Origin of the sequence: Bacteroides reticulotermitis JCM 10512, from assembly GCF_000517545.1 — a bacterium.
Classification (GTDB): domain Bacteria; phylum Bacteroidota; class Bacteroidia; order Bacteroidales; family Bacteroidaceae; genus Bacteroides; species Bacteroides reticulotermitis.
Genome location: NZ_BAIV01000024.1, coordinates 74,227 through 97,122, shown reverse-complemented (window position 1 = coordinate 97,122; position 22,896 = coordinate 74,227). Strand labels below are relative to the sequence as shown.

At 45.6% G+C, this 22,896-nt stretch carries 16 protein-coding genes and 5 pseudogenes; 9 read left to right on the top strand and 12 right to left on the bottom strand.

From position 1 onward, the window contains the following. The first annotated feature begins 34 nt into the window (after positions 1-34). Positions 35-1,446: pseudogene (locus JCM10512_RS14485) on the top strand (MFS transporter). 202 nt (positions 1,447-1,648) lie between these two features. Here JCM10512_RS14485 and rseP read toward each other — a convergent pair. The 7 genes and pseudogenes from rseP to tsaB form a co-directional block, all read right to left on the bottom strand. Further along, positions 1,649-3,001 (bottom strand): RIP metalloprotease RseP, encoded by a 1,353-nt coding sequence (gene rseP, locus JCM10512_RS14480; protein ID WP_044164186.1) that lies wholly within the window; start codon positions 2,999-3,001, stop codon positions 1,649-1,651. Between the two features lie 139 nt (positions 3,002-3,140). After that, positions 3,141-4,325 (bottom strand): 1-deoxy-D-xylulose-5-phosphate reductoisomerase, encoded by a 1,185-nt coding sequence (locus JCM10512_RS14475; RefSeq protein ID WP_044164184.1) that lies wholly within the window; start codon positions 4,323-4,325, stop codon positions 3,141-3,143. A gap of 2 nt (positions 4,326-4,327) precedes the next feature. After that, positions 4,328-5,187: pseudogene (locus JCM10512_RS14470) on the bottom strand (M23 family metallopeptidase). A gap of 42 nt (positions 5,188-5,229) precedes the next feature. Continuing rightward, positions 5,230-5,769: a ribosome maturation factor RimM gene (gene rimM, locus JCM10512_RS14465; protein ID WP_044164182.1), complete on the bottom strand. Its 540-nt coding sequence runs from the start codon at positions 5,767-5,769 to the stop codon at positions 5,230-5,232. Next, complete coding sequence (murA, locus tag JCM10512_RS14460) at positions 5,766-7,070, bottom strand: UDP-N-acetylglucosamine 1-carboxyvinyltransferase (protein ID WP_044164179.1); 1,305 nt, start codon at positions 7,068-7,070, stop codon at positions 5,766-5,768. The genes rimM and murA overlap by 4 nt, the downstream gene beginning before the upstream one ends. A gap of 96 nt (positions 7,071-7,166) precedes the next feature. Continuing rightward, entirely contained in the window at positions 7,167-7,787 is a 621-nt protein-coding gene (locus JCM10512_RS14455; RefSeq protein ID WP_044164177.1) for a DUF4290 domain-containing protein, read from the bottom strand. Positions 7,788-7,810: 23 nt separating this feature from the next. Further along, the gene (tsaB, locus tag JCM10512_RS14450) at positions 7,811-8,500 is read right to left on the bottom strand and encodes a tRNA (adenosine(37)-N6)-threonylcarbamoyltransferase complex dimerization subunit type 1 TsaB (RefSeq protein WP_044164211.1); all 690 of its coding nucleotides are present in this window, start codon (positions 8,498-8,500) and stop codon (positions 7,811-7,813) included. Positions 8,501-8,590: 90 nt separating this feature from the next. Between tsaB and JCM10512_RS14445 the strand changes: the two are divergent. The 3 genes and pseudogenes from JCM10512_RS14445 (at position 8,591) to nadD (ending at position 10,721) form a co-directional block, all read left to right on the top strand. Beyond that, positions 8,591-9,468, top strand: a pseudogene (locus tag JCM10512_RS14445) (YicC/YloC family endoribonuclease). A 75-nt stretch (positions 9,469-9,543) separates the two neighbouring features. Further along, a complete protein-coding gene (gene gmk / locus JCM10512_RS14440) occupies positions 9,544-10,116 on the top strand; it encodes a guanylate kinase (protein WP_044164175.1) in 573 nt (190 codons plus the stop codon). Positions 10,117-10,148: 32 nt separating this feature from the next. Beyond that, a complete protein-coding gene (nadD, locus tag JCM10512_RS14435; RefSeq protein ID WP_044164173.1) occupies positions 10,149-10,721 on the top strand; it encodes a nicotinate (nicotinamide) nucleotide adenylyltransferase in 573 nt (190 codons plus the stop codon). An 89-nt stretch (positions 10,722-10,810) separates the two neighbouring features. Here the strand turns inward: nadD and JCM10512_RS14430 are convergent, their stop codons facing one another. Then, a complete protein-coding gene (locus JCM10512_RS14430; protein WP_044164172.1) occupies positions 10,811-11,881 on the bottom strand; it encodes a metallophosphoesterase in 1,071 nt (356 codons plus the stop codon). A gap of 91 nt (positions 11,882-11,972) precedes the next feature. Between JCM10512_RS14430 and JCM10512_RS14425 the strand changes: the two genes are divergently transcribed. Beyond that, positions 11,973-12,872: a 1,4-dihydroxy-2-naphthoate polyprenyltransferase gene (locus tag JCM10512_RS14425; RefSeq protein WP_044164171.1), complete on the top strand. Its 900-nt coding sequence runs from the start codon at positions 11,973-11,975 to the stop codon at positions 12,870-12,872. Positions 12,873-12,877: 5 nt separating this feature from the next. On the opposite strand, the gene rfbB is transcribed toward JCM10512_RS14425, so the two are convergent. The 4 genes and pseudogenes from rfbB to JCM10512_RS14405 form a co-directional block, all read right to left on the bottom strand. Further along, positions 12,878-14,014, bottom strand: a complete 1,137-nt coding sequence (gene rfbB / locus JCM10512_RS14420) for a dTDP-glucose 4,6-dehydratase (protein ID WP_044164170.1) — start codon at positions 14,012-14,014, stop codon at positions 12,878-12,880. A gap of 32 nt (positions 14,015-14,046) precedes the next feature. Continuing rightward, positions 14,047-14,913, bottom strand: a complete 867-nt coding sequence (gene rfbA, locus JCM10512_RS14415; protein ID WP_044164169.1) for a glucose-1-phosphate thymidylyltransferase RfbA — start codon at positions 14,911-14,913, stop codon at positions 14,047-14,049. Positions 14,914-15,172: 259 nt separating this feature from the next. Beyond that, positions 15,173-15,700: a GNAT family N-acetyltransferase gene (locus JCM10512_RS21495; RefSeq protein WP_081741335.1), complete on the bottom strand. Its 528-nt coding sequence runs from the start codon at positions 15,698-15,700 to the stop codon at positions 15,173-15,175. A 21-nt stretch (positions 15,701-15,721) separates the two neighbouring features. Then, positions 15,722-16,212: pseudogene (locus JCM10512_RS14405) on the bottom strand (metallophosphoesterase family protein). Between the two features lie 53 nt (positions 16,213-16,265). On the opposite strand from JCM10512_RS14405, the gene JCM10512_RS14400 reads away from it, so the two are divergent. From JCM10512_RS14400 to fucP, 4 genes and pseudogenes are all read left to right on the top strand, one after another. Then, on the top strand, positions 16,266-18,317 hold the full coding sequence (locus JCM10512_RS14400) for an RNA degradosome polyphosphate kinase (RefSeq protein ID WP_044164168.1): 2,052 nt from the start codon (positions 16,266-16,268) through the stop codon (positions 18,315-18,317). A 234-nt stretch (positions 18,318-18,551) separates the two neighbouring features. Next, complete coding sequence (locus JCM10512_RS14395) at positions 18,552-19,529, top strand: GntR family transcriptional regulator (protein ID WP_044164167.1); 978 nt, start codon at positions 18,552-18,554, stop codon at positions 19,527-19,529. An 89-nt stretch (positions 19,530-19,618) separates the two neighbouring features. Then, positions 19,619-21,388, top strand: coding sequence for an L-fucose isomerase (fucI, locus tag JCM10512_RS14390; protein ID WP_044164166.1), 1,770 nt, complete (start codon positions 19,619-19,621; stop codon positions 21,386-21,388). 142 nt (positions 21,389-21,530) lie between these two features. Beyond that, positions 21,531-22,843: pseudogene (gene fucP / locus JCM10512_RS14385) on the top strand (L-fucose:H+ symporter permease). The last annotated feature ends 53 nt before the right edge of the window (positions 22,844-22,896 follow it).

Here is a 22,896-nt window from a genome sequence, read left to right as displayed (position 1 = left end):
TACCTTTGCGCGAGGTAAACAAAGTCGTTATTTTATGGTAGAAACAGGAACTACAATCCAAACAGACAAACCGGACGGATTGCCCCTTCAGCGGCGGATATGGGCAATTGTCTCCGTAGGTTTTGCCTTATGTATGTCGGTGCTCGATGTCAATATTATCAACATAGCTCTGCCTACACTCTCACAAGAATTCGGAACTTCTCCCTCAGCAACGACCTGGATACTCAACGGCTACCAGCTGGCTATTGTCATTTCACTTTTATCATTCGCCTCACTCGGTGAAATTGTCGGATACCGAAAGGTGTTCCTGTCCGGTATCGGGCTGTTCTGCATCACTTCTCTGATATGCGCACTCTCCGACTCTTTCTGGACACTAACGATTGCCCGGGTTTTTCAAGGATTCAGTGCATCCGCCATCACAAGCGTGAATACAGCCCAACTACGCTACATCTACCCCAAGAGGTTAATTGCACGAGGAATGGGCATCAATGCGATGATCGTGGCCGTGTCGGCAGCTGCCGGGCCTTCCATTGCCAGCGGAATCTTATCTGTTGCCTCCTGGCATTGGCTGTTTGCCATCAATGTTCCACTGGGCATCATAGCCTTGGTGCTCGGCTACAAATACCTGCCTCGCCGGGAAGAGCGAACCAAACGTAAGTTCGATACCATCAGTGCGATAGCCAACGCGCTGACCTTCGGGCTACTTATTTATACGCTCGATGGATTTGCTCATCAGGAAGAGATGGATTTGCTAGCGATTCAGTTAATCGTCCTCGTCATCGTGGGAACCTATTATGTCCGCCGTCAACTGCGACAAGAGACCCCTCTGCTGCCGCTTGATTTACTGCGTATTCCGATCTTCCGTTTATCGATTCTGACCTCCATATGTTCGTTTATCGCGCAAATGCTGGCAATGGTATCCTTGCCGTTCTTCCTGCAAAATACGTTGGGACACAGCGAGGTGATGACGGGGCTACTAATGACGCCTTGGGCTTTGGCAACTCTGGTAGCCGCCCCCTTGGCGGGTTATCTGGTCGATCGTATTCATCCGGGAGTACTGGGCAGCATCGGGATGGTATTGCTCTCCACCGGACTGTTCCTGCTTTCACGTCTCACGCCTGACTCTTCGGAGATAGATATTATATTCCGCCTGATACTCTGCGGCGCAGGCTTCGGACTCTTTCAGACGCCCAATAACAGTACGATTATCTCTTCAGCACCCACGCAACGCTCGGGTGGAGCAAGTGGCATGTTGGGCATGGCACGACTCTTGGGACAGACTGCGGGAACGACCTTGGTCGCCTTGCTTTTCAGTCTGATTGCTCCTGCCCAAAGCACCACGCTTGTCTGATAGCCGGAAGCGGTTTCGCCATAGTAGCAGCTATTGTAAGCAGCCTGCGTCTGTCTCAGCCTTCCACGTTGAAGGTAAGACATACGAGTGAGTAATCAACGCGTACTTGCTACAAAGAAGGGGATATACAGCAACGTCCTCTGATTGCGGTTCCAATTCCTAGCGGAATGGCCGTGCAATCAGAGGACGTTGTTACAGTAAGAAGTTCTCTATCTGAAAGAAGGTATTCTCAAAGCAACCGGAACAAGGCCTGAACCTTACGAGCTTCTGGCTCCTTAATACCTCCCACAGAGGCTATTAGAAGAAGAACCTCAGAATATCATTAAAGTTTGCCCAGATCAATAAACCGAAGAGCAAAACCATACCGGTCATCTGCGCATATTCCATGAACTTCTCGCTCGGCTTGCGACGCGCAATTATTTCATAGAAGAGGAATAGTACGTGTCCGCCATCCAATGCCGGAATAGGTAGTATATTCATAAAAGCCAGAATAATGGAAAGGAAAGCGGTCATGTACCAGAACTGATGCCAATCCCAGGTAGCAGGGAAAATACTTCCGATTGTACCGAAACCACCCAATTGCTTCGCCCCTTCTTTGGAGAAGAGATACTTCATGTTATTAACATACCCTTTGAGCGTTTTCACGCCCAGATTCACACCGGCTGGAAAGGATTCGAGGAAACCATAGGTCTTCTTAACCATCGGCAACAGACGATCGGGCGTAAATGGAGTTATCCCCATCAGGTAAGCCGAATCGACACGCATGGTAAGTGTATCGGTCACTCCGGCACGCACGTAAGTCAAAGCGATTAAACGGGAATCAATGCTGTCTTTGAGCAAAGCCGCTTCATTCTTTTTCCGATCAGCCATCGCTGCTACGAAGTCGGGGAAGGATATGGATTTACCATCCAGCGCAACGATGCTATCGCCCCGCAGGAACCCGGCTTGCGCCGCAGGAGAGTTTACTCGCACACTATCCACCACGTAGGGGAAACGGAAAGAAGCAAAGCGCACACTGTCCGCCAGTAGACGTTGCATAAAGTCCTCCGGGATATAAACGGAAGCCTGCTGTCCATCGCGAAGTACACTGACTACACGCGCATCGGCAATGCGGCTCAACATATCACCGTCATAGCGTTCAAAGGCAACATCATCGGCTGACAATAGAATGTCGCCATCCTGAAAGCCCGCTGCTTTGGCTGTTTCATTAAAGTCCATTCCCAGAGGGGCTTCCTGTACCTTTATATACTGATCGCCCCAGGCAAAAAGAATCATTGAGTAAATGAACAGTGCCAACAGGAAGTTGAACAACACACCACCAACCATGATCAACAAACGTTGCCAAGCCGGTTTGGAGCGAAACTCCCAAGGTTGCTCGGGTTGTTTCATTTGTTCCGTGTCCATCGACTCGTCAATCATACCGGAGATCTTAACGTAACCACCAAGTGGCAACCAACCTACAGCATATTCGGTATCACTCTTTTTAGGTTTAAACTTGAAGAGAGTGAACCAAGGGTCGAAGAATAAGCAGAACTTTTCTACACGCACCTTAAATAAACGGGCAAAAAGAAAATGCCCGCCTTCGTGAATGACTACGAGCAACGAAAGGCTCATGATCAATTGCAGGGCACGAATCAAAAATGTTTCCATACAGTCTTACTATTTTGGCCTCGACCTTATTCCCTCTATCGTAGAGAGCACCGAAGCTACTTGCTATTTATTATTTATACTTATCTATTTACATTGAAGTGCGACTTCCACAAACGTCATCACAACTTTCCGGAACTTATCAGGCCGGAAAGGAAGGGACGAAACTTGCCGCTATCTTCCGCGCTTCCGCATCGGAAGCCACATAATCGTCGTATGTTGGGGCGGCTACAAAAGTAGCACGTTCCATTGTTTTTTCAATCACATCACTCATTCCCAAAAAGCTAATTCCGTCTTTGAGGAAGGAGGCTACCACTACTTCGTTGGCCGCATTGACAATGCAGGGCATATTACCTCCCCGGTTCATCGCTTCATAGGCTAGAGCCAGGTTGCGAAAGCGGGTGGTATCGGGTTGTTCGAAAGTGAGGTTCGAACAAGTGGCGAAGTCGATCCGATCAAACGAGGAGCGAACACGGTCGGGGTAAGAGAACGCGTACTGAATAGGCAGACGCATATCCGGCATACCCAGTTGTGCCTTAATGGATCCATCTTCAAACTGTACCATCGAATGAATTACCGACTGCGGATGAACCACAACCTCTATCTGTTGGGGAGCAACACCAAACAGCCATTTAGCTTCAATCATCTCGAAACCTTTATTCATCAGGCTGGCCGAGTCAATGGTTACTTTAGCTCCCATGTCCCAGTTGGGATGCTTCAAAGCTTGTACCTTAGTTACCGTCTTCAATTGCTCCATCGAGCATGTACGGAACGGACCGCCCGAAGCTGTCAGGATAATCTTTTCAATGGGATTACCTATCTCACCGGTCAGGCATTGGAATACAGCGGAATGTTCGGAATCGACAGGTAATATGGGAGAATGGTATTGCTGTGCGAGTTGGTTGATCAATTCTCCGGCAACCACCAGAGTTTCTTTATTCGCCAGTGCAATGGTTTTCCGTGCACGAATCGCATGGATCGTCGGCTTCAATCCGGCGTAACCGACCATCGCTGTCAATACGATATCTATCGGGCCGGACTCTACCATTTGGCAGATCGCTTCCGTACCGGCATACACCTTGACGGGCAGATCGGCAAGAGCCTCTTTCAGTTGGCCGTATTTATCTTCATTAGCTATCACGACTACTTCAGGCTGAAACTTCCGTACCTGAGCAATGAGTTGCTCCACCCGGTTGTTGGCCGTCAGTGCGTAGACTTCATACAGATCGGGATGTTCCTCAATAACCTGTAGTGCCTGCGTACCGATGGATCCGGTCGATCCGAGTATCGCTATCTGTTTCCTTTTAGAGTCTTTATCTTTATTCATTATCAAAACACAATATATTTTTCCGGATTCACCGGACGTCCTTTATACCATAATTCGAAATGCAAATGAGGGCCTGTACTCAACGTACCGCTATTTCCCACCAACGCAATCGCCTCGCCTCCTTTCACCCGGTCGCCTTCACGTTTGAGCAAAGAGCCGCAATGCTTATAGACCGAAATCAAATCCTGCTATGCTGAACTTCGATCAGATAGCCGGTCTCAGCCGTATAAGTGCTCAGAATGACTGTTCCATCCATTGTTGCCAAAACGCTTTCGTTAGGATTGGCTGCAATGTCTGTGCCAAAATGTTTCTTGTCGATATTAAAAACGTCGGTCACCATTCCACGAGTGGGGCGATAGAAGATCATCCCATTCACATCAGGCTGTGAGACAATGGTAGTTAAGTTGTATTTCTCGTTCTCTTCGTACTGACGCCGGAATTCCTCCTCACGTTCCGTACGTTGCATCAGCGTGTCTTCACGGGCGGTAGTCAGCGAATCCATGGTTTCGACACTATCTATCTTGACTCTCCCGCTAAAGATATCTTGTATGTTCATAATATACAGATTCTGCCGCTCCAATACTTGTTGAAGTGAGTCGACACGGAGAGCGTTCTGCACCATTTGGGCACGAACTTCACTGTTCATATATCCCGGTAAGTAGTTACGTAAAGGAGTGAAAGCAATAATGCAGGCGGCAATCAGAAAGAGTACGATCAATACGGAAAGTAGCACGGAAAAGCCATTCAGTTTGGATACACGAAGCCCGACGATCTCTTCAAGAGTATTCTCGTTGAGAATCGTCAGTTTATACTTAAACTTAATATTACTCCAAATAGCTTTACTACGCTTTTTCTTTGGCATTTCTCAATCTATTGTTTTAATATACAAGCCTCGACAAACGGTTTAATCTTCTTCCAGTTCCTCCAGAGTTAGTAATCCTTCGGGAAGATCTACTGTGATAAGCTTCTGCTCCTGATCTATACCGACAATAAACTCTTCGCGAGCAGGCACCAACAATTCATCTCCCTGGTGATCGATAACGAACAACGTATTGATGGTAAGCGTATCTACATCGACTACTTCTCCCAACAATCCGTGATGAATATCGTCCAAACGAAAGCCGATGAAGTAGTTCCATGACAACTCACTAACATCACTCTCTTCTTCGGCATACTCTTTCGGAAAATAGACTTCGATATTGGTAAACACACGGGCACGCTCTGCTGTATCTATTCCTTCGAACTTCACCAGTGCGGTTGAATCGGAACGAAAACGGTACTCTTCTAAAAAGAAGGGAACCAAAATGCCGTCGATCAGACACACCAAATAGTCATTGTCTGCCCGATCGAATATATCGTCCGTAAAAGTAAACTGCAGTTCGCCATGAATACCGTGCGGTTTATTTAGTATTCCGATCTTATAGACTTCTTCTTTTCTGATCATATACGAGTTATTCTGGCTCCAATAGCGTTGAGTCTTCTCTCAATGTCTTGGTAACCACGGTCTATCTGCTCAATATTACTGATGGTACTTGTTCCTTCGGCACTCATTGCTGCTATCAGCATGGCGATACCGGCACGTATGTCGGGCGAGGTAAGGCGTGCACCACGAAGTTTGAAGTTGTGATTATGTCCGATGACAACTGCCCGATGCGGATCGCAAAGAATGATCTGTGCACCCATATCGATCAGTTTATCGACAAAGAACAAGCGGCTCTCAAACATCTTCTGGTGGATGAGTACGCTTCCTTTAGCCTGTGTAGCTACAACGAGCATCACACTCAGCAAGTCCGGTGTCAAACCCGGCCAGGGAGCATCGGCTATAGTCATAATGGAACCATCGATAAATGATTCTATTTCATACGATTCTTGTGCGGGGACAAAGATATCGTCTCCACGTTGTTCGAGTTTAATTCCCAACCGACGAAAACTTTCGGGAATGATTCCCAGATTCTCGTTCGATACGTTCTTGATGGTAATTTCACTTTGCGTCATAGCAGCCATACCGATAAAGCTTCCGACTTCAATCATATCGGGTAGAACGGTATGTTCTGTTCCATGAAGTGTTTCAACTCCTTCGATTATCAAAAGGTTGGAAGCGATGCCACTGATTCTGGCTCCCATGCGGTTGAGCATTTTACAAAGCTGCTGCAAATAAGGTTCGCAGGCCGCGTTATAAATCGTTGTTCTTCCCTTTGCCAATACGGCAGCCATGATTATATTGGCTGTTCCGGTAACTGAAGCCTCATCGAGCAACATATAGGTGCCATGCAGTTCATCAGCTGTTATCTCGTAAATACCACGTTCTTCATCATAATCGAAATCCGCGCCCAGATTCTGTATGCCCAGAAAGTGGGTATCCAAACGGCGGCGACCAATTTTGTCTCCTCCCGGTTTGGAAATAAGTGCCCTGCCAAAGCGTGCAACCATCGGGCCGATCAGCATGACCGAACCGCGAAGGCTAGAACATTTCCGGAGGAATTCGTCACTTTCGAGATAGGTCATATCTACTGATGCGGCTTGAAAGCTGTAGGTAGAGATACCTTTCTTAGCAACTTTCACTCCCATCTCACGCATAAGCTGAATCAGGTTATTAACATCCAGAATGTCCGGTATATTATTTACCGTCACTTCCTCGCCTGTCAGCAATGTTGCACAAACAATCTGTAGAACCTCGTTTTTAGCACCTTGCGGGTGTATCTCACCATGCAGGCGGTGTCCTCCTTCAATTACAAATGAAGCCATAGCTGTTTAAATATTGAATATCGAATGCCGAACCGGAGAATGGTGAAACAAAAAGAATTTCAACCACTATTAGGACAAGGCATTCGAGCTGAATAATTATCGGTAACTTCTCCGTTGGTTACTACTGCGGTTGGTATTGGTGTAATTCGCCTTAGGACGATAGTTATGCGCCAACCGATCGGCCATGAGCCGTGAAATATCTTCAGTCAGTTGAAGTCTTCCATCGGAAAGTTCGTACAAGTCCTCAGCAATCTTATGCTCATCCACCGTATCCTTATTCCAAGCGATATAATCTTTCTTCATATGGTTGCAGATCAAAGCTATCAAGTTTTGCTTTTCAGGGCCTTCCGGGAATTCGATGGTTTTCTTGATCAATACTTCCAAGGTATGTCCGTAATGGCGATAACGCATGCGAACCTGAGAGTACGGAATACAATCGGGTTTGGTGATGAGTTTGTCTTTGCGGATTATTTCATAGGGATAATCAATGTCCAGCTTAAAGTCCGCCATAATAGCCAGATGATCCCACAGCTTATGTTTGAAGTCGGGGATATCACGCAAATGAGGAAACATATTCCCCATAATGTTGATGATGGTATTCGCACAACGCTGACGTTCGGCACGATCCTCAACGGTCAGGGCATGATCAACCATATTCTGTATACTACGCCCGTATTCGGGCAAAGGCATTCTTTTCTGTTGGGTATTGTAATGCATTAATTCAATGTTTTTTTTCAATTTCACAAAAGTTTTTTAGGTTGCGTGGCAACAAATTCCTTCAGGTAGAAGGGTTCAAAATAAGCTACATCTTCGTATTTTTCCATGGCTACGGCTTTCTCGGCCAATGGAAACATCATTCGAGCCAATGGATTTACATTGTCGATAAAGTGTGCATTGGGATGAGTTATTTTATCCCGGCACTTGGCTGCTCCGTTACCAAAAAAGTAAACCGGATGTTGTTCCAGATACTCAGCATAGGAGTGTTCATCCACAATATCGGCAGCAATCGCACGTTTCAGGTTCAATGCCCGATCGTAAATGGCTGCATAAACTTCCATACGGCGAGCATCGATCATGGGGCAAAGCAATGCATTCTCCGGTAATTCCGTCTGCAACAACACAGGCACACAAAGTACTTCTAAAGTAGGCAAACCGATTAAAGGAATATTACGTCCGTAGCAAATACCTTTCGCCATAGAGACGCCAATACGCAATCCGGTATAAGAGCCCGGTCCACAACTGACCGCTACTGCATCAAGCGGTATACCATGACTATCGATATACGACAGTGTCTCATCTACAAAAACTCCTAACGAAACGGCATGTGAAGGTCCTACAAGGTCTTCTTTCACAAACAAAATCTGACCATCTTGACTGGCCGCTACCGAGCAAACGGTGGTAGAGGTCTCTATATTCAGTATACACGACATATAAAATAAGCTTATTAAATTGACGCAAAAATACATGATTATTTCCACATCTTAAAATAATCATGTACTTTTGCGTAAAACTTTAAGCTTATGATACAATCCATGACGGGATATGGCAAAGCTACAGCCGAACTTCCCGATAAAAAAATCAACGTAGAAATTAAGTCACTCAACAGTAAAGCGATGGACATATCTACACGTATTGCTCCTACCTACCGCGAAAAAGAGATAGAGATAAGGAACGAAGTTTCTAAAGCACTCGAACGAGGTAAAGTTGACTTTAGCCTCTGGATTGAAAAGAAAGAGTGTGCAGAAAGTGCAACACCCATCAACCTAGCCTTAGTACAAGGATACTATGATCAGATCTTAACAATTTCCGAAAATCTGAATATCCCGGTACCTCACGATTGGTTTCAAACCTTACTTCGCTTACCGGATGTAATGTCGAAACCGGAGATTCAGGAACTGTCTGACGAAGAGTGGCAAGTGGTTCTAAAAACGATTCTGGAAACTCTCGAACATTTAACAGAATTCCGCAAACAAGAAGGCGCAGCTTTGGAACAGAAGTTCCGTGAAAAGATTTCTAACATAACCAACCTGCTCAAATTGATAACGCCTTTCGAAAAGGAACGGATAGAAAAGGTAAAAGAACGCATTACCGATGCACTCGAAAAAACGTTAAGTATAGACTACGATAAGAACCGTTTGGAGCAGGAACTGATTTTCTACATTGAGAAACTAGATATCAACGAAGAAAAACAACGACTAACCAATCACCTGAAATATTTCATCACCACGCTTGAAAATGGCCATGGCAAGGTAAGAAGTTAGGATTCATCGCTCAGGAAATGGGCCGTGAGATCAATACGCTGGGCAGCAAATCAAATCATGCGGAAATGCAAAAGATCGTCGTACAAATGAAAGACGAACTGGAGCAAATTAAAGAACAGGTACTCAACATTATGTAAGGTAGTGTTAATCACACTGCATGAGATGATTGCTTGAGTTTCTCAATTTAAATTCTAAACTTTTGATATAAAGAGATGAGTGGTAAACTAATCATATTCTCCGCTCCGTCGGGTTCGGGCAAATCGACTCTTATCAACTACCTGCTAACGCAGGATTTGAAGCTGGCTTTTTCCATTTCAGCAACCAGTCGTGAACCGAGGGGTACCGAACAACATGGAGTTGAGTATTTTTTCCTCACACCGGAAGAGTTCCGCACACGCATCGACAACGATGAGTTTCTGGAATACGAAGAGGTTTACAACGACCGCTACTATGGCACGTTGAAAGAACAAGTCGAAAAGCAATTGGAAGCCGGACAGAATGTCGTATTCGATGTAGACGTAGTGGGCGGATGTAACATTAAGAAGTTTTACGGAGACCGTGCTTTAGCGATATTTGTTGAGCCGCCTTCGGTAGAAGAATTAAGAAAACGGCTAACGGGCCGGGGAACCGATGCACCGGAAATCATAGAGAGCCGGATAGCAAAGGCTGAGTACGAATTAGGCTTTGCTTCTAAGTTCGACCGCATCATCATCAATGACGATCTGGAGAGAGCCAAAGCAGAAGTTCTACAGGTAATCAAGGAGTTTCTGGAAAAAGGAAACTAGCATCCGGCACACTTGAGATAAAAACAACCTATATGGGTAAACTAAAAACCGGCATATTCAGCGGCTCATTCAATCCGGTTCACATCGGACACCTCGCTTTAGCCAATTATCTCTGCGAATACGAGGGACTGAATGAGGTGTGGTTTATGGTAAGCCCACAAAACCCGTTGAAAGCGGAAAATGAGTTATGGAGCGACGAATTGCGGATCAAGCTGGTGGAATTGTCTATCGGTGATTATCCGCACTTTCGGGCTTCAGACTTCGAATTCCACCTTCCCCGCCCTTCTTACAGTGTTTACACATTGGAGAAACTACGGGAGGTGTATCCCGAACGGGACTTTTACTTCATTATCGGCTCTGACAACTGGACCTGCTTCGACCGCTGGTTTCAGTCGGAACGAATTATTGCCGAAAACCAACTATTAATCTATCCACGCTCCGGACATCCTGTGGACGAAACTAAGCTTCCCCCGACCGTACACTTGCTACATACACCTGTATTGGAGATTAGTTCCACTTTCATCCGGCAGGCTCTGAGTGAGGGCAAAGATGTACGCTATTTCATACACCCAAATGCCTGGGAATATCTCCGAAAGGTAAAATAAGTCTCTCTACATTGTGTGCAACCGGGTCTGGGAAGTGATTACTTCCAGTACTTGGAACAGCTCTTTTCTTTCGAATATGCGTTGATCGATTACTCCGTCAATCGATGGAGAGTGATGATTATTACTTCCGCCGGAGCACCCATGCGTATCGGCATACGAGATGTGCCGATACCGTTCGTCACAATGATAGGGACATTCTGCGAATTATAGGCTAAGCCCGTAAGGAATCGGGTTCCGTAATGCGAATTGAGCACCGGAGCAATACCAAATACGCGAACCTGTCCGCCATGGGTATGACCGGCTAACGCCAAATCGGTATGAGTCACCGGAACCTGCTCGATATAGTCGGGTGTATGCACCAACAAGATCACAAAATCATCGGCCGACAAACCTAAAGTCGGCGATTCACCGTTACGAGTTAAATCAAAAGGATCACGAACACCGGCCAGGATAATATATTGCCCATCTTTACGCAATGTGTCTACCTTATGCTCCAAGACGTGCATACCATAGTGTTGCATGGATTGTACGATTTCATCGTGACAACGTTCGTAATCGTTATTCCCCATTACGCCATACGTACCTAACGGGGTCTGCACACCGGCCAAGGCTTTAAACAGGGGATCTACATACTCGCAACCTTCCTGATAGTCGCCTCCCATGAGTAATACATCCGCCTTTTGAGCAATGAGCAGGCGAACCAGGTCTTTCAGTCCCGTTTCTTTCAGCAGACTTTGGTAATGCAGGTCGGAAATAAAAGCGATGCGAAAGCCTTCAAAAGCTTCCGGCACATCACGGTGGGTAAACTCATAGTTCACAACCCGGTCTACACCCGAATAAGAGGAGGAAACTCCGATGGAAGAATGCGTGATACGAGCTTCTCCCACCGCTTTTTTACGTTGTTTCTTTGCAGGGGTTTGCGTAGCTGAAACCGTCTGTTGATCCTTGGATACCAGTTTTGGTTCAGCGTAAACAGAATCGACAAGAGGCAATGTATCGGTAGGACCTGAATGGCGCGATATTGTTACGCTATCCCCCGAGACATGTTCGATAGTCCAGAAAGCAGCCGTTGGAGTGGCTACCAATTGTTTTTTCGACTTACAGGAGACGAGCAAACACAGGGCCATGCACACATAGAGTAGGTAAACTGTTTTCTTCATATTCTCTAATATTTGTTAGACAAAGATACAAAATTTCAACTATCTTTGCCTAACAAAACCCGTTATAACATTTAGTTTTTTTTAAAAGAAGATGGAAGAAGTTAAGCGCAACTCGCTACGTGCATGGCTATTGGCAGCACGACCCAAAACATTGACAGGAGCAATTACACCGGTGCTCATAGGAACAGCTCTGGCTACGATGGACGGACACTTCCAATGGCTTCCCGCTTTGGTATGTGCCCTATTCGCCGGACTCATGCAGATTGCCGCCAACTTTATCAATGATTTATTCGATTACCTGAAAGGAACCGACCGGGAAGATCGCCTCGGCCCCGAACGAGCATGTGCCCAAGGGTGGATATCTCCACAGGCCATGCGTAAAGGTATCTTCGCCACCATCGCATTGGCTTGCCTCATCGGCTCCACACTCCTATTCTATGCAGGCTGGCAACTCATTCTGGTCGGCTTGGTGTGTGTGCTATTCGCCTTCCTTTATACAACGGGGCCTTATCCATTATCATACAACGGTTGGGGGGATGCGCTGGTTATTGTCTTCTTCGGCTTTGTACCGGTGGGAGGTACTTACTACGTGCAGGCGTTAACGTGGACTGCCGATGTGACCATTGCTTCGCTGATTTGCGGAATCTTAATTGATACGTTGCTGGTGGTCAACAACTACCGGGACCGGGAAGCAGATGCTCGCAGTGGCAAACGTACACTTGTGGTTCGATTCGGAGAGAAATTCGGACAGCGTTTTTATCTTCTTCTCGGTTTGTTTGCCGCTTGGTTATGCCTCTGGTTCGCCATCGAAGGGCACTTATTCGCGGCTCTTCTGCCACAGTTGTACGTGATAATGCACGTGCGTACCTGGCAACGGATGGTTAAGATACACAGTGGTAAAAAATTAAACAGCATACTAGGCGAGACTTCGCGTAATATGCTGCTATTTGGTGTCTTATTATCAATCGGAATGATTCTTTCCGCTTGCTGACGATCTTATTTGTTATACATCTTCTCGTAGTATCCCTGGTAATCACCGCTAGTGACTTCTTCCACCCATGCCTGATTGTCGAGGTACCATTCGATGGTCTTCACAATACCGACTTCAAACTTCGTTTCAGGATACCATCCTAGGGCGTCGGATATCTTCGTAGGATCGATGGCATAACGTTGGTCATGTCCCAAGCGGTCCTTCACAAAAGAGATCAGGTCTTCATTGATCCAGTCAATGGCTATTTCGCCATTTTCATCTTTCACTTTCTTCTTGAGCATCTGTCGGTAAGCCGGACGCTCTTCCATCAAGCGACGAATAGTTGCGATGGTAAGCTTGACAATCTCGAGGTTTGTTTTCTCATTATGTCCGCCCACATTGTAGACTTCACCGTCTTGTCCTTCGCGTACAACCAAGTCGATTGCTTTGCAATGGTCTTCCACATAAAGCCAGTCGCGTACATTGCTTCCGTCACCATATACAGGCAGATGTTTGCCTTCGAGAATGTTTTTGATAATCAACGGAATCAGTTTCTCGGGGAAGTGATAAGGGCCATAGTTGTTGGAGCATCTTGTGATGGTAACCGGCATTTTATACGTATCGTGATAAGCCATCACAACCATATCCGCACTTGCTTTGGAAGCACTGTACGGGCTATGCGGACAAAGTGGAGTCGTCTCGGTGAAATAGCCGGTAGCTCCCAACGATCCGTATACTTCGTCAGTAGAAACCTGATGGTAACGTACGCCTTTACGCCAAGTAGGATAACCTTGTTCGTCCTTTCCCATTACCCAGGCACGACGCGCAGCATCAAGCAGGTTCTGAGTTCCCAGAATATTAGTTGTCAGAAAGAGTTGCGGATCTTCGATACTCCGATCCACATGGCTTTCGGCAGCGAAGTTCACAACATAATCAAAACGGTATTCAGCAAATAACCGGTCTACCTGTTCGCGATCACAAATATTACCTTTAATAAAGAAGCAACGCTCGTTATCAATGTCTTTCGCTACTGTTCCCAAATCGCCGGCATAAGTCAAAGCATCCAATATCACAACTCGCACATCATTTTGTTGAGCTAAGATATATTTAATGTAATTAGCACCGATAAAGCCGGCTGCACCGGTTACGAGATAAGTTTTCATATTCAGTTATTATTATTATTAATCTAGGATTGCTATGCTTTGGACAGTTCAATGAGATACTTACCGTATTCGGTCTTCCCCAGTTGCTCGCCTAAACAGAGTAGTTGTTGGGAAGTAATCCACCCCTGACGCCATGCGATCTCTTCAATGCAGCTCACATAAAACCCTTGCCGGTTCTGAATGGTAGCTACGAAGTTAGACGCTTCAAGCAGGCTGTCGCAATTGCCCGTATCGAGCCAGGCAAAACCACGTCCGAAGAGTTCGACTTGCAACGTACCTTCGTCCAGATAGAGTCGATTGAGATCGGTTATTTCATATTCTCCACGTACCGAAGGCTGTAAAGATGCTGCTTTGGCTGTCACCGTAGCATCATAGAAGTACAAACCGGGTACGGCATAGTTGCTTTTGGGTTTAATGGGTTTTTCTTCCAGAGAAATAACTTTTCCCTCTTCGTCAAACTCTACGACTCCATAGGCACGGGGATCTTTCACATAATAGCCAAAAATGCAAGCGCCTTTCTCCAAATTTGCCGCACGTCGAAGCATAGCTGAAAAACCTTGTCCGTAGAACATGTTGTCTCCCAGAATGAGACAGCCCGGCTCTCCATTCAGAAAGTCAGCACCCAATACAAACGCTTGTGCCAAGCCGTTGGGCTGTTCTTGAATCTTATAAGAGAAAGACATGCCTAGCTCTTCACCCGTACCGAGCAGTTCGCGAAACATCGGCAGATCACGGGGCGTGGAGATTATCAGTACCTCACGTATTCCCGCTAACATAAGCGTAGACAACGGATAGTAAATCATAGGTTTATCATATACCGGCATAATCTGCTTGGATATAGCTTTTGATAGCGGATAAAGGCGAGTAGCACTACCGCCAGCTAAAATAATTCCTTTCATGATTTCGTTGCATTAGTCATTATACGTGCAAATTTCGGAAAGAATTTTGACGTGGCAAAATAAATGCCCCTTTTAGTCACTCCCAAGAAGCAAGAATTTACCATTTTTCCGACTCGTTTTCCAATATATTTCAGAAAGCAACCGACTTATCTGCTTTCCGTCCAGAGCCTTTATACACAGAGCAAGAAAGGGGTCTGACAGATGAATCAAGCTGTCCCCAGCATATTCCCTGCTCCTACGCCCCATCCCATAGGTGCAATCACACACCGGTTCCGTAATAGACTATATCTCTGATTTTGATAAGGTAGCTTTCGAGATTATCAACAGGCACGGTGGACATTAGCCAAAGAGGATGTTCCCCCATCCGGACACTGGACAGTGTATGCGGGTCATTCGCTATCTCCGCAAATCCATTGCGTTTATAAAAACCGAGTCTTCTTTGGGTTATCTCGTCAAAGGGGATATCTACCTCCAGAAAGACCGGTTTATGGAGGTTACCGGCTACCCAGTCAAGTATCTTCTGGCCGATCTTGTGATTCCGCATCTCGGGAAAGATCGCGATAAAATGAATATAGTAAGCATCGTCAAGATCCCAGTAAATAAAGAAGCCGGCCAGTTTATCACCTTCAAAGACCGAATGAAAATACATATTCTGCGCTCCATCAATCAGGTTGTACAGAAGACGCCTATGTTGAAAACGCTCATACTCGGAGAACTCGGCTCTGTGCAATGTCACAAGTGCCTCCACATCCGCGTGTTTACTATCTGTTATTCGTGTTAGGATCATTAAGTATAGTTTATAAGATCGTTAGTCGGCCAATTCGATCACTTCCAAATCTTTAAATTCTCCCTGATCGATCACAAACCGAACCAGCGTCCGCACTTTGTGGAAACCGGACATTCCTGCTGCTCCGGGATTGATATGCAACATCCCCAGCGTCTTGTCGAACTTCACCTTCAAGATATGGGAGTGCCCGCTGATAAATAGCTTTGGCGGACGGGCCATCAGGCTGCCCACGATGGATGGATCATACCTCCCGGGATATCCCCCGATATGCTTGATCAGCACTTCGGCCCCTTCGACGGTGAACCGATTGACCTGAGGTACATTTTTCGTATTTCCTGTCCGTCGATATTGCCATAGACCGCACGCAATGTGCGAAAATCCGCCAACTTCTGAGCAACCTCGACCGAGCCAATATCTCCGGCATGCCAAATCTCATCACAAGGCTCAAAATACGTCAGGTATTTCTCATCCCAGAAGCTATGTGTATCCGATAATAATCCGATTCTTATCATTTTTTTTTGCTTAATCCTGCAAAGGTACTATATTTGGGGAAATCTTGGCGTGCATGGAACACAAATATGATTATTTCAAAAGGGATATCAGTTGGCTCTCATTCAATTACCGAGTGCTTTTAGAGGCGTTAGATGAACGCCTCCCCCTGTATGAGCGTATCAATTTCATCGCTATCTACTCTTCAAACCTGGAGGAATTTTACAAAGTTCGGGTAGCCGATCACAAAGCCGTAGCATCGGGAGTGACCCGAAGTGATGAAGAGAGTGTATCCTCCGCCCGTCGATTGGTGGAGGATATAAATCAAGAAGTAACCCGCCAATTAAGTGATCGCGTACGTATATACGAAGAAAAGATTATACCTGCTCTCCGTAAGAATCATATCATATTCTACCAGAGCCAATATGTAGAACCGTTCCACCGATCGTTCATCAAGAAATTCTTCAAGGAGGAGATCTTTCCTTACCTCCAACCTGTTCCCGTGGCCAAAGACCGGATTATCTCGTTCCTGCGAGACAATCGCCTCTATCTGGCCATACGTGTCTACCTGAAAGGTGACGCGAAGAGAGTTCCTTCGTATTTTGTGATGAAGCAACCTTACGCAAAACTCCCTCGTTTCATCAACCTGCCGCCTCACGGAGACAATTACTACCTGATGTATCTCGAAGATATTATCAAAGCAAATCTCAGTCTTATCTTCCCGGGATACGAAGTCGAATCGAGTTACAGCATTAAGATCTCGCGGGATGCTGATATTCTAATTGAAGATACCGCTAATAGTGCGGATTTGGTGGAACAGGTGAAGCAAAAGGTGAAAAAGCGCAAGATAGGAGCTGTCTGTCGTTTTGTACATGACCGAGCTATGCCACAAGATTTCCTCGACTTCCTCATAGATGCTTTCAAAATAGAACGGGAAGAGATAATACTCGGCGATCATCACCTCAACCTGGAAGATTTAATCCGGCTACCCAATCCGAACAAGAAACTTCGCATGATTGAAAAGCCGAAACCGATAAAGCTGAGTTGTCTGGATGAAAAAGAATCTATTTTTTCGTACGTGATTCGAAAAGATCTGCTTCTATACTATCCATATCACTCTTTCGAACACTTCATTCATTTCCTCTATGAAGCTGTGCATGACCCTTCGACTCGTGAAATCATGCTGACTCAATACCGTGTTGCAGAGAATTCGGCAGTAATCAATACTTTGATAGCGGCTGCTCAGAACGGCAAAAAGGTGACGGTTTTCGTTGAACTGAAAGCACGGTTTGATGAAGAGAACAATCTCTCTACCGCCGAAATGATGCAGGCCGCCGGAATTAAGATTATCTACAGCATTCCGGGACTGAAAGTACACGCCAAGGTGGCTCTTGTTCGGCGTCGGGGAACAAACGGTAAGAGAGCTCCCAGCTTCGCTTACATCAGCACCGGTAATTTCAACGAAAAGACAGCCACGCAATATGCGGATTGTGGACTTTTCACCTGTCACAAAGACATCGTAAACGATCTTCATAATCTATTCCGAACCTTACAGGGTAAAGGAAAGCCGACTTTTAAGAAGCTACTTGTGGCTCGTTTCAACCTAATCACAAAACTAAACCTACTGATCGATCACGAAATAGAACTGGCTGATCAGGGAAAAGAGGGACGAATCATTCTAAAGATGAACGCCTTGCAAGACCCCGCCATGATCAACCGGCTCTACGAGGCTTCTGAACACGGTGTACAGATCGACCTGATTGTTCGTGGAATCTGTTGCCTGATACCCAATCAGCCTTACAGTCGCAACATTCGTGTCACCCGCATTGTGGATAGTTTCCTGGAGCATGCCCGTATCTGCTACTTCGGCAATAACGGCAAGCCGAAACTCTTCCTCGGGTCACCGGATTGGATGCGTCGCAACCTCTATCGTCGCATCGAAGCTGTGACTCCGATACTCGATCCCGATCTACGCCGTAGTCTGATCAATATGCTCAACATACAATTGTCCGACAACCAGAAAGCTTGTTTTGTAGACGAGAACTTGCAAAACATCTTTAAGAAACGCCTACCGGGTAAACGCTCTGTACGGGCACAATATGTATTTGCTCAGTCCCTTGACAAATAACCGGAAGACACGTGCATATCGTACGTATCTTTAATAAGCCGTTCAGTAGTGTATACGGCCTCCTGTTTGCATGCCAAAGATTGAGATTGGAACGGTAATTCCAGATAATTATGCAGAAGATGTTCTAAAACATAGGGTAATAACTACTTAATTCCAAATTAATTACCCTTCTTTACACCAGAATAGTTCAGCACAGTTACCGGCTGCACATTATCTAAGAAAAACAGGAAAAGCATGAAGTTAATTTTCGGACAACAAACTACTAAGGTTAAGCAATTGGCAGATACATTGGGACAAGCCATCTCCATGAATGAATACAGAGCCGGAGATCCTCTTCCATCGATCAATCAGCTGAGTGCCAAATATGCAGTCTCGAGAGATACGGTTTTCAAAGCTTTCTTAGATTTACGCAAACGGGGACTTATTGATTCTACTCCCGGTAAAGGCTATTATGTGACGAACAAGTTGACCAATGTACTATTACTACTCGATGAATACACCCCCTTTAAAGATGCACTTTACAACAGTTTCATCAAAGGGCTTTCTATTAACTATAAAGTAGACCTCTTGTTCCATCAATACAACGAACGACTTTTTAATACGATCATTCGCGAATCGATAGGACGGTATAACAAATACATCGTGATGAACTTCCACAATGAGAAGTTTAGCCGGAACCTTTCACGTATTGACAGTTCCAAACTTCTTTTACTCGACTTTGGTAAATTCGACAAAGCCTCATATTCTTATCTATGTCAGGACTTCGATCAATCATTCTACGATGCATTGACACAGCTAGATGAACAATTGCGTACATACAAGCGCCTGGTTATGATATTCCCCAAAGGGTCCTACCATCCGCAAAGTACGAAAGAGTATTTCCATAAGTTTTGCATAGACAATCACTTTCTTTACGAAGTAAAAGAAGAGGTAGGCGAATCGATCGAAAGAGGCGATGTGTATATTGTCATTAAGCAACAAGATGTAGTAAACATTATCAAGCAAGGACGTGCGCAAGGATTGAAGTGTGGCAAAGATTTCGGGCTATTGGCGTACAATGATATTCCATCTTATGAAGTTATTGATGACGGAATAACCTCGCTAAGCATTGATTGGGATAAAGTAGGCGCCCGTGCTGCCGAATTCGTTTTATTCGGCAAGCCCGTTCGGGAGTACTTACCGACCGAAGTACGTTTGAGAAACTCATTGTAGCTTTTTCTACGCCCTTAAATCAGCACAGCTCAGCATAGTAAAGCAAAGAGAAATCAACTTAAACATAAACAACTTTAAAAACAACAATTATGAAAAAGTATCCGAAAATCGGGATTCGTCCTACAATCGATGGCCGTCAAGGTGGCGTTCGTGAAAGTCTAGAAGAAAAAACAATGGCATTGGCAAAAGCCGTTGCTAACTTAATCAGTTCTAATCTTAAAAATGGAGATGGCTCACCGGTTGAGTGCGTCATAGCGGATTCAACAATCGGGCGTGTTCCCGAGAGTGCCGCTTGTGCTGAGAAGTTCGAACGCGAGAACGTAGGTTCCACAATTACCGTCACCTCGTGCTGGTGCTACGGAGCAGAAACAATGGATATGAACCCACACTATCCGAAAGCCGTTTGGGGATTCAATGGCACAGAACGTCCCGGAGCTGTTTATCTGGCTGCTGTTCTTGCCGGGCATGCCCAAAAAGGATTGCCGGCTTTCGGTATTTACGGTCGCGATGTGCAAGATCTAGCCGACAACTCTATTCCTGCAGATGTGGCCGAAAAGCTTCTTCGCTTTGCTCGTTCCGCACAAGCTGTTGCAACCATGAGAGGAAAATCTTATCTGTCGATAGGTAGCGTATCGATGGGTATTGCAGGTTCGATTGTCAACCCCGACTTCTTTCAGGAGTATCTGGGCATGCGCAACGAGTCGGTAGACTCGACAGAGATTATCCGCCGCATGAGCGAAGGTATTTACGATAAAGAAGAATATGCCAAAGCAATGGCTTGGACAAAAAAACATTGCACGAAGAATGAGGGAACCGACTTCAATCAACCCGCTAAAACAAAGACTCGTGAGGCAAAGGACGCAGACTGGGAGTTTGTCGTAAAAATGACAATCATCATGCGCGACCTGATGCAGGGGAATCCGAAACTCCGTGAAATGGGATTTAAAGAAGAAGCCTTAGGACACAACGCCATCGCAGCCGGCTTCCAAGGGCAACGCCAATGGACAGACTTCTATCCGAATGGCGACTTCTCGGAAGCTTTGCTGAATACATCTTTCGATTGGAACGGGATTCGCGAAGCCTACGTAGTGGCAACCGAAAACGACGCGTGCAATGGCGTGAGTATGTTGTTCGGGCACTTGCTTACAAACAGAGCCCAAATATTCTCAGACGTACGGACTTACTGGAGTCCCGAAGCTGTAGAACGTGTTACCGGCAAGAAATTAACCGGACAGGCTGCTAACGGCATTATCCATCTTATCAACTCAGGTGCAACAACTTTGGATGGAACTGGTTGCCAAACGCAAAATAACCAACCGATAATGAAACCTTTCTGGGAAATAAACGAAAAGGAAGTAGAAGATTGTCTGGAAGCTACAACTTGGTATCCGGCTAATCGTGATTATTTCCGTGGAGGTGGTTTCTCATCTAACTTCCTTAGCAAAGGTGGTATGCCGGTAACGATGATGCGTCTGAATCTGGTCAAAGGTTTAGGTCCTGTACTCCAAATAGCGGAAGGATGGACTGTGGAAATTGAATCCGAAATCCATAAATTACTCGATGAACGCACCGACCGCACGTGGCCGACCACCTGGTTCGTACCTCGCTTAAATGACAAATCCGCTTTCAAAGATGTTTATGCTGTGATGAACAACTGGGGCGCTAATCATGGAGCAATCAGCTACGGCCATATCGGAGCGGATCTGATAACAATGGCCTCCATTCTCCGCATTCCGGTTTGTATGCACAATGTGGAAGAAGAAAAAATCTTCCGCCCTGCTACTTGGAACGCTTTCGGAATGGATAAAGAAGGAGCCGACTATCGTGCTTGCACAACTTACGGCCCGATTTACAAATAACAACTTGGTAGGGACAGGGGTAGAATCTTGTCCCTACCAATCGCAAACAATACCTTTTAAATACCTCATACCATGAACATCTTGCCAAGTGGGCGGCGAAAAGCCGAGCATCCCCTATTAGTTAACAATTAAACAAAGAACAATGAAAGACACTAACAAATCAATCCTACATAAAGACGGAATCAGCTATGTGCTGCCTTTCATCCTGATTACCAGCTGCTTTGCCTTATGGGGATTCGCCAATGACATTACCAATCCGATGGTAAAAGCTTTCTCGAAGATATTTCGCATGAGCACTACTGATGGCACTCTGGTCATGGTTGCATTCTACGGAGGATATTTTGCTATGGCATTTCCCGCCGCAATCTTTATTCGCAAATACTCATACAAAGCCGGAATCCTATTAGGGCTTGCTCTTTATACCATCGGAGCGCTTTCTTTCCTTCCCGCTAAGATGACAGGCGAGTATTATCCGTTCCTGCTGGCTTACTTCATTTTGACTTGCGGACTTTCTTTTCTCGAGACAAGTGCCAACCCTTATATTTTGTCCATGGGATCGGAAGAAACCGCAACCCGGAGACTAAACCTTGCTCAGTCATTCAACCCGATGGGCGCGTTGTTGGGCATGTTTGTCGCCAAGAACTTTATTCTGGCACGGCTCAACCCATTGGATACAGCTTCCCGGCACGAACTCAATGATGCCGAATTCCAAGTGATTAAAGAGGCGGATCTATCCACGCTGATTGCCCCCTATCTGAGTATTGGTTTGGTTATCCTGCTGATGTTCCTACTGATTTACTTCAGCAAAATGCCTAAGAATGGAGACCAGTCGCACAGCATTAATTTCATACCGACGATCAAACGTATTTTCTCCATCCACAATTACCGGGAAGGTATTATTGCGCAATTCTTTTATGTAGGCGCACAAATCATGTGCTGGACATTCATCATTCAATATGGTACGCGTTTGTTTATGGAACAAGGTATGGACGAGAAAAGTGCGGAGATTCTTTCTCAGGAATACAACATTGTTGCCATGGTAATCTTCTGCATCAGCCGCTTCATTTGTACTTTCATCTTGCGCTACCTCAATGCCGGCAAGCTATTAATGATTTTAGCCATTGCTGGAGGTTTTCTTTGTGTTGGAACCATCGTATTCCACGACATCTGGGGGCTATATTGTTTGGTTGCTATCTCAGCTTGTATGTCTTTAATGTTCCCCACAATTTATGGAATTGCCTTAAAAGGCTGGGAGACGACGCCAAGTTCGGTGCTGCCGGACTAATTATGGCTATCCTCGGTGGCTCTGTATTGCCACCTTTACAAGCAAAAATCATCGATATGAAGGAAGTATTTGATATGCCGGCTGTGAACTTATCTTTCATACTCCCATTCATATGCTTTGTCGTGGTATCCATCTACGGATATCGCTCTTACAAAAGAGTTCTTGAATAACTTGTTCAGCATAAAAGAAGAGAGGATTGTTTATTTCATTCTCCGAATTGCGG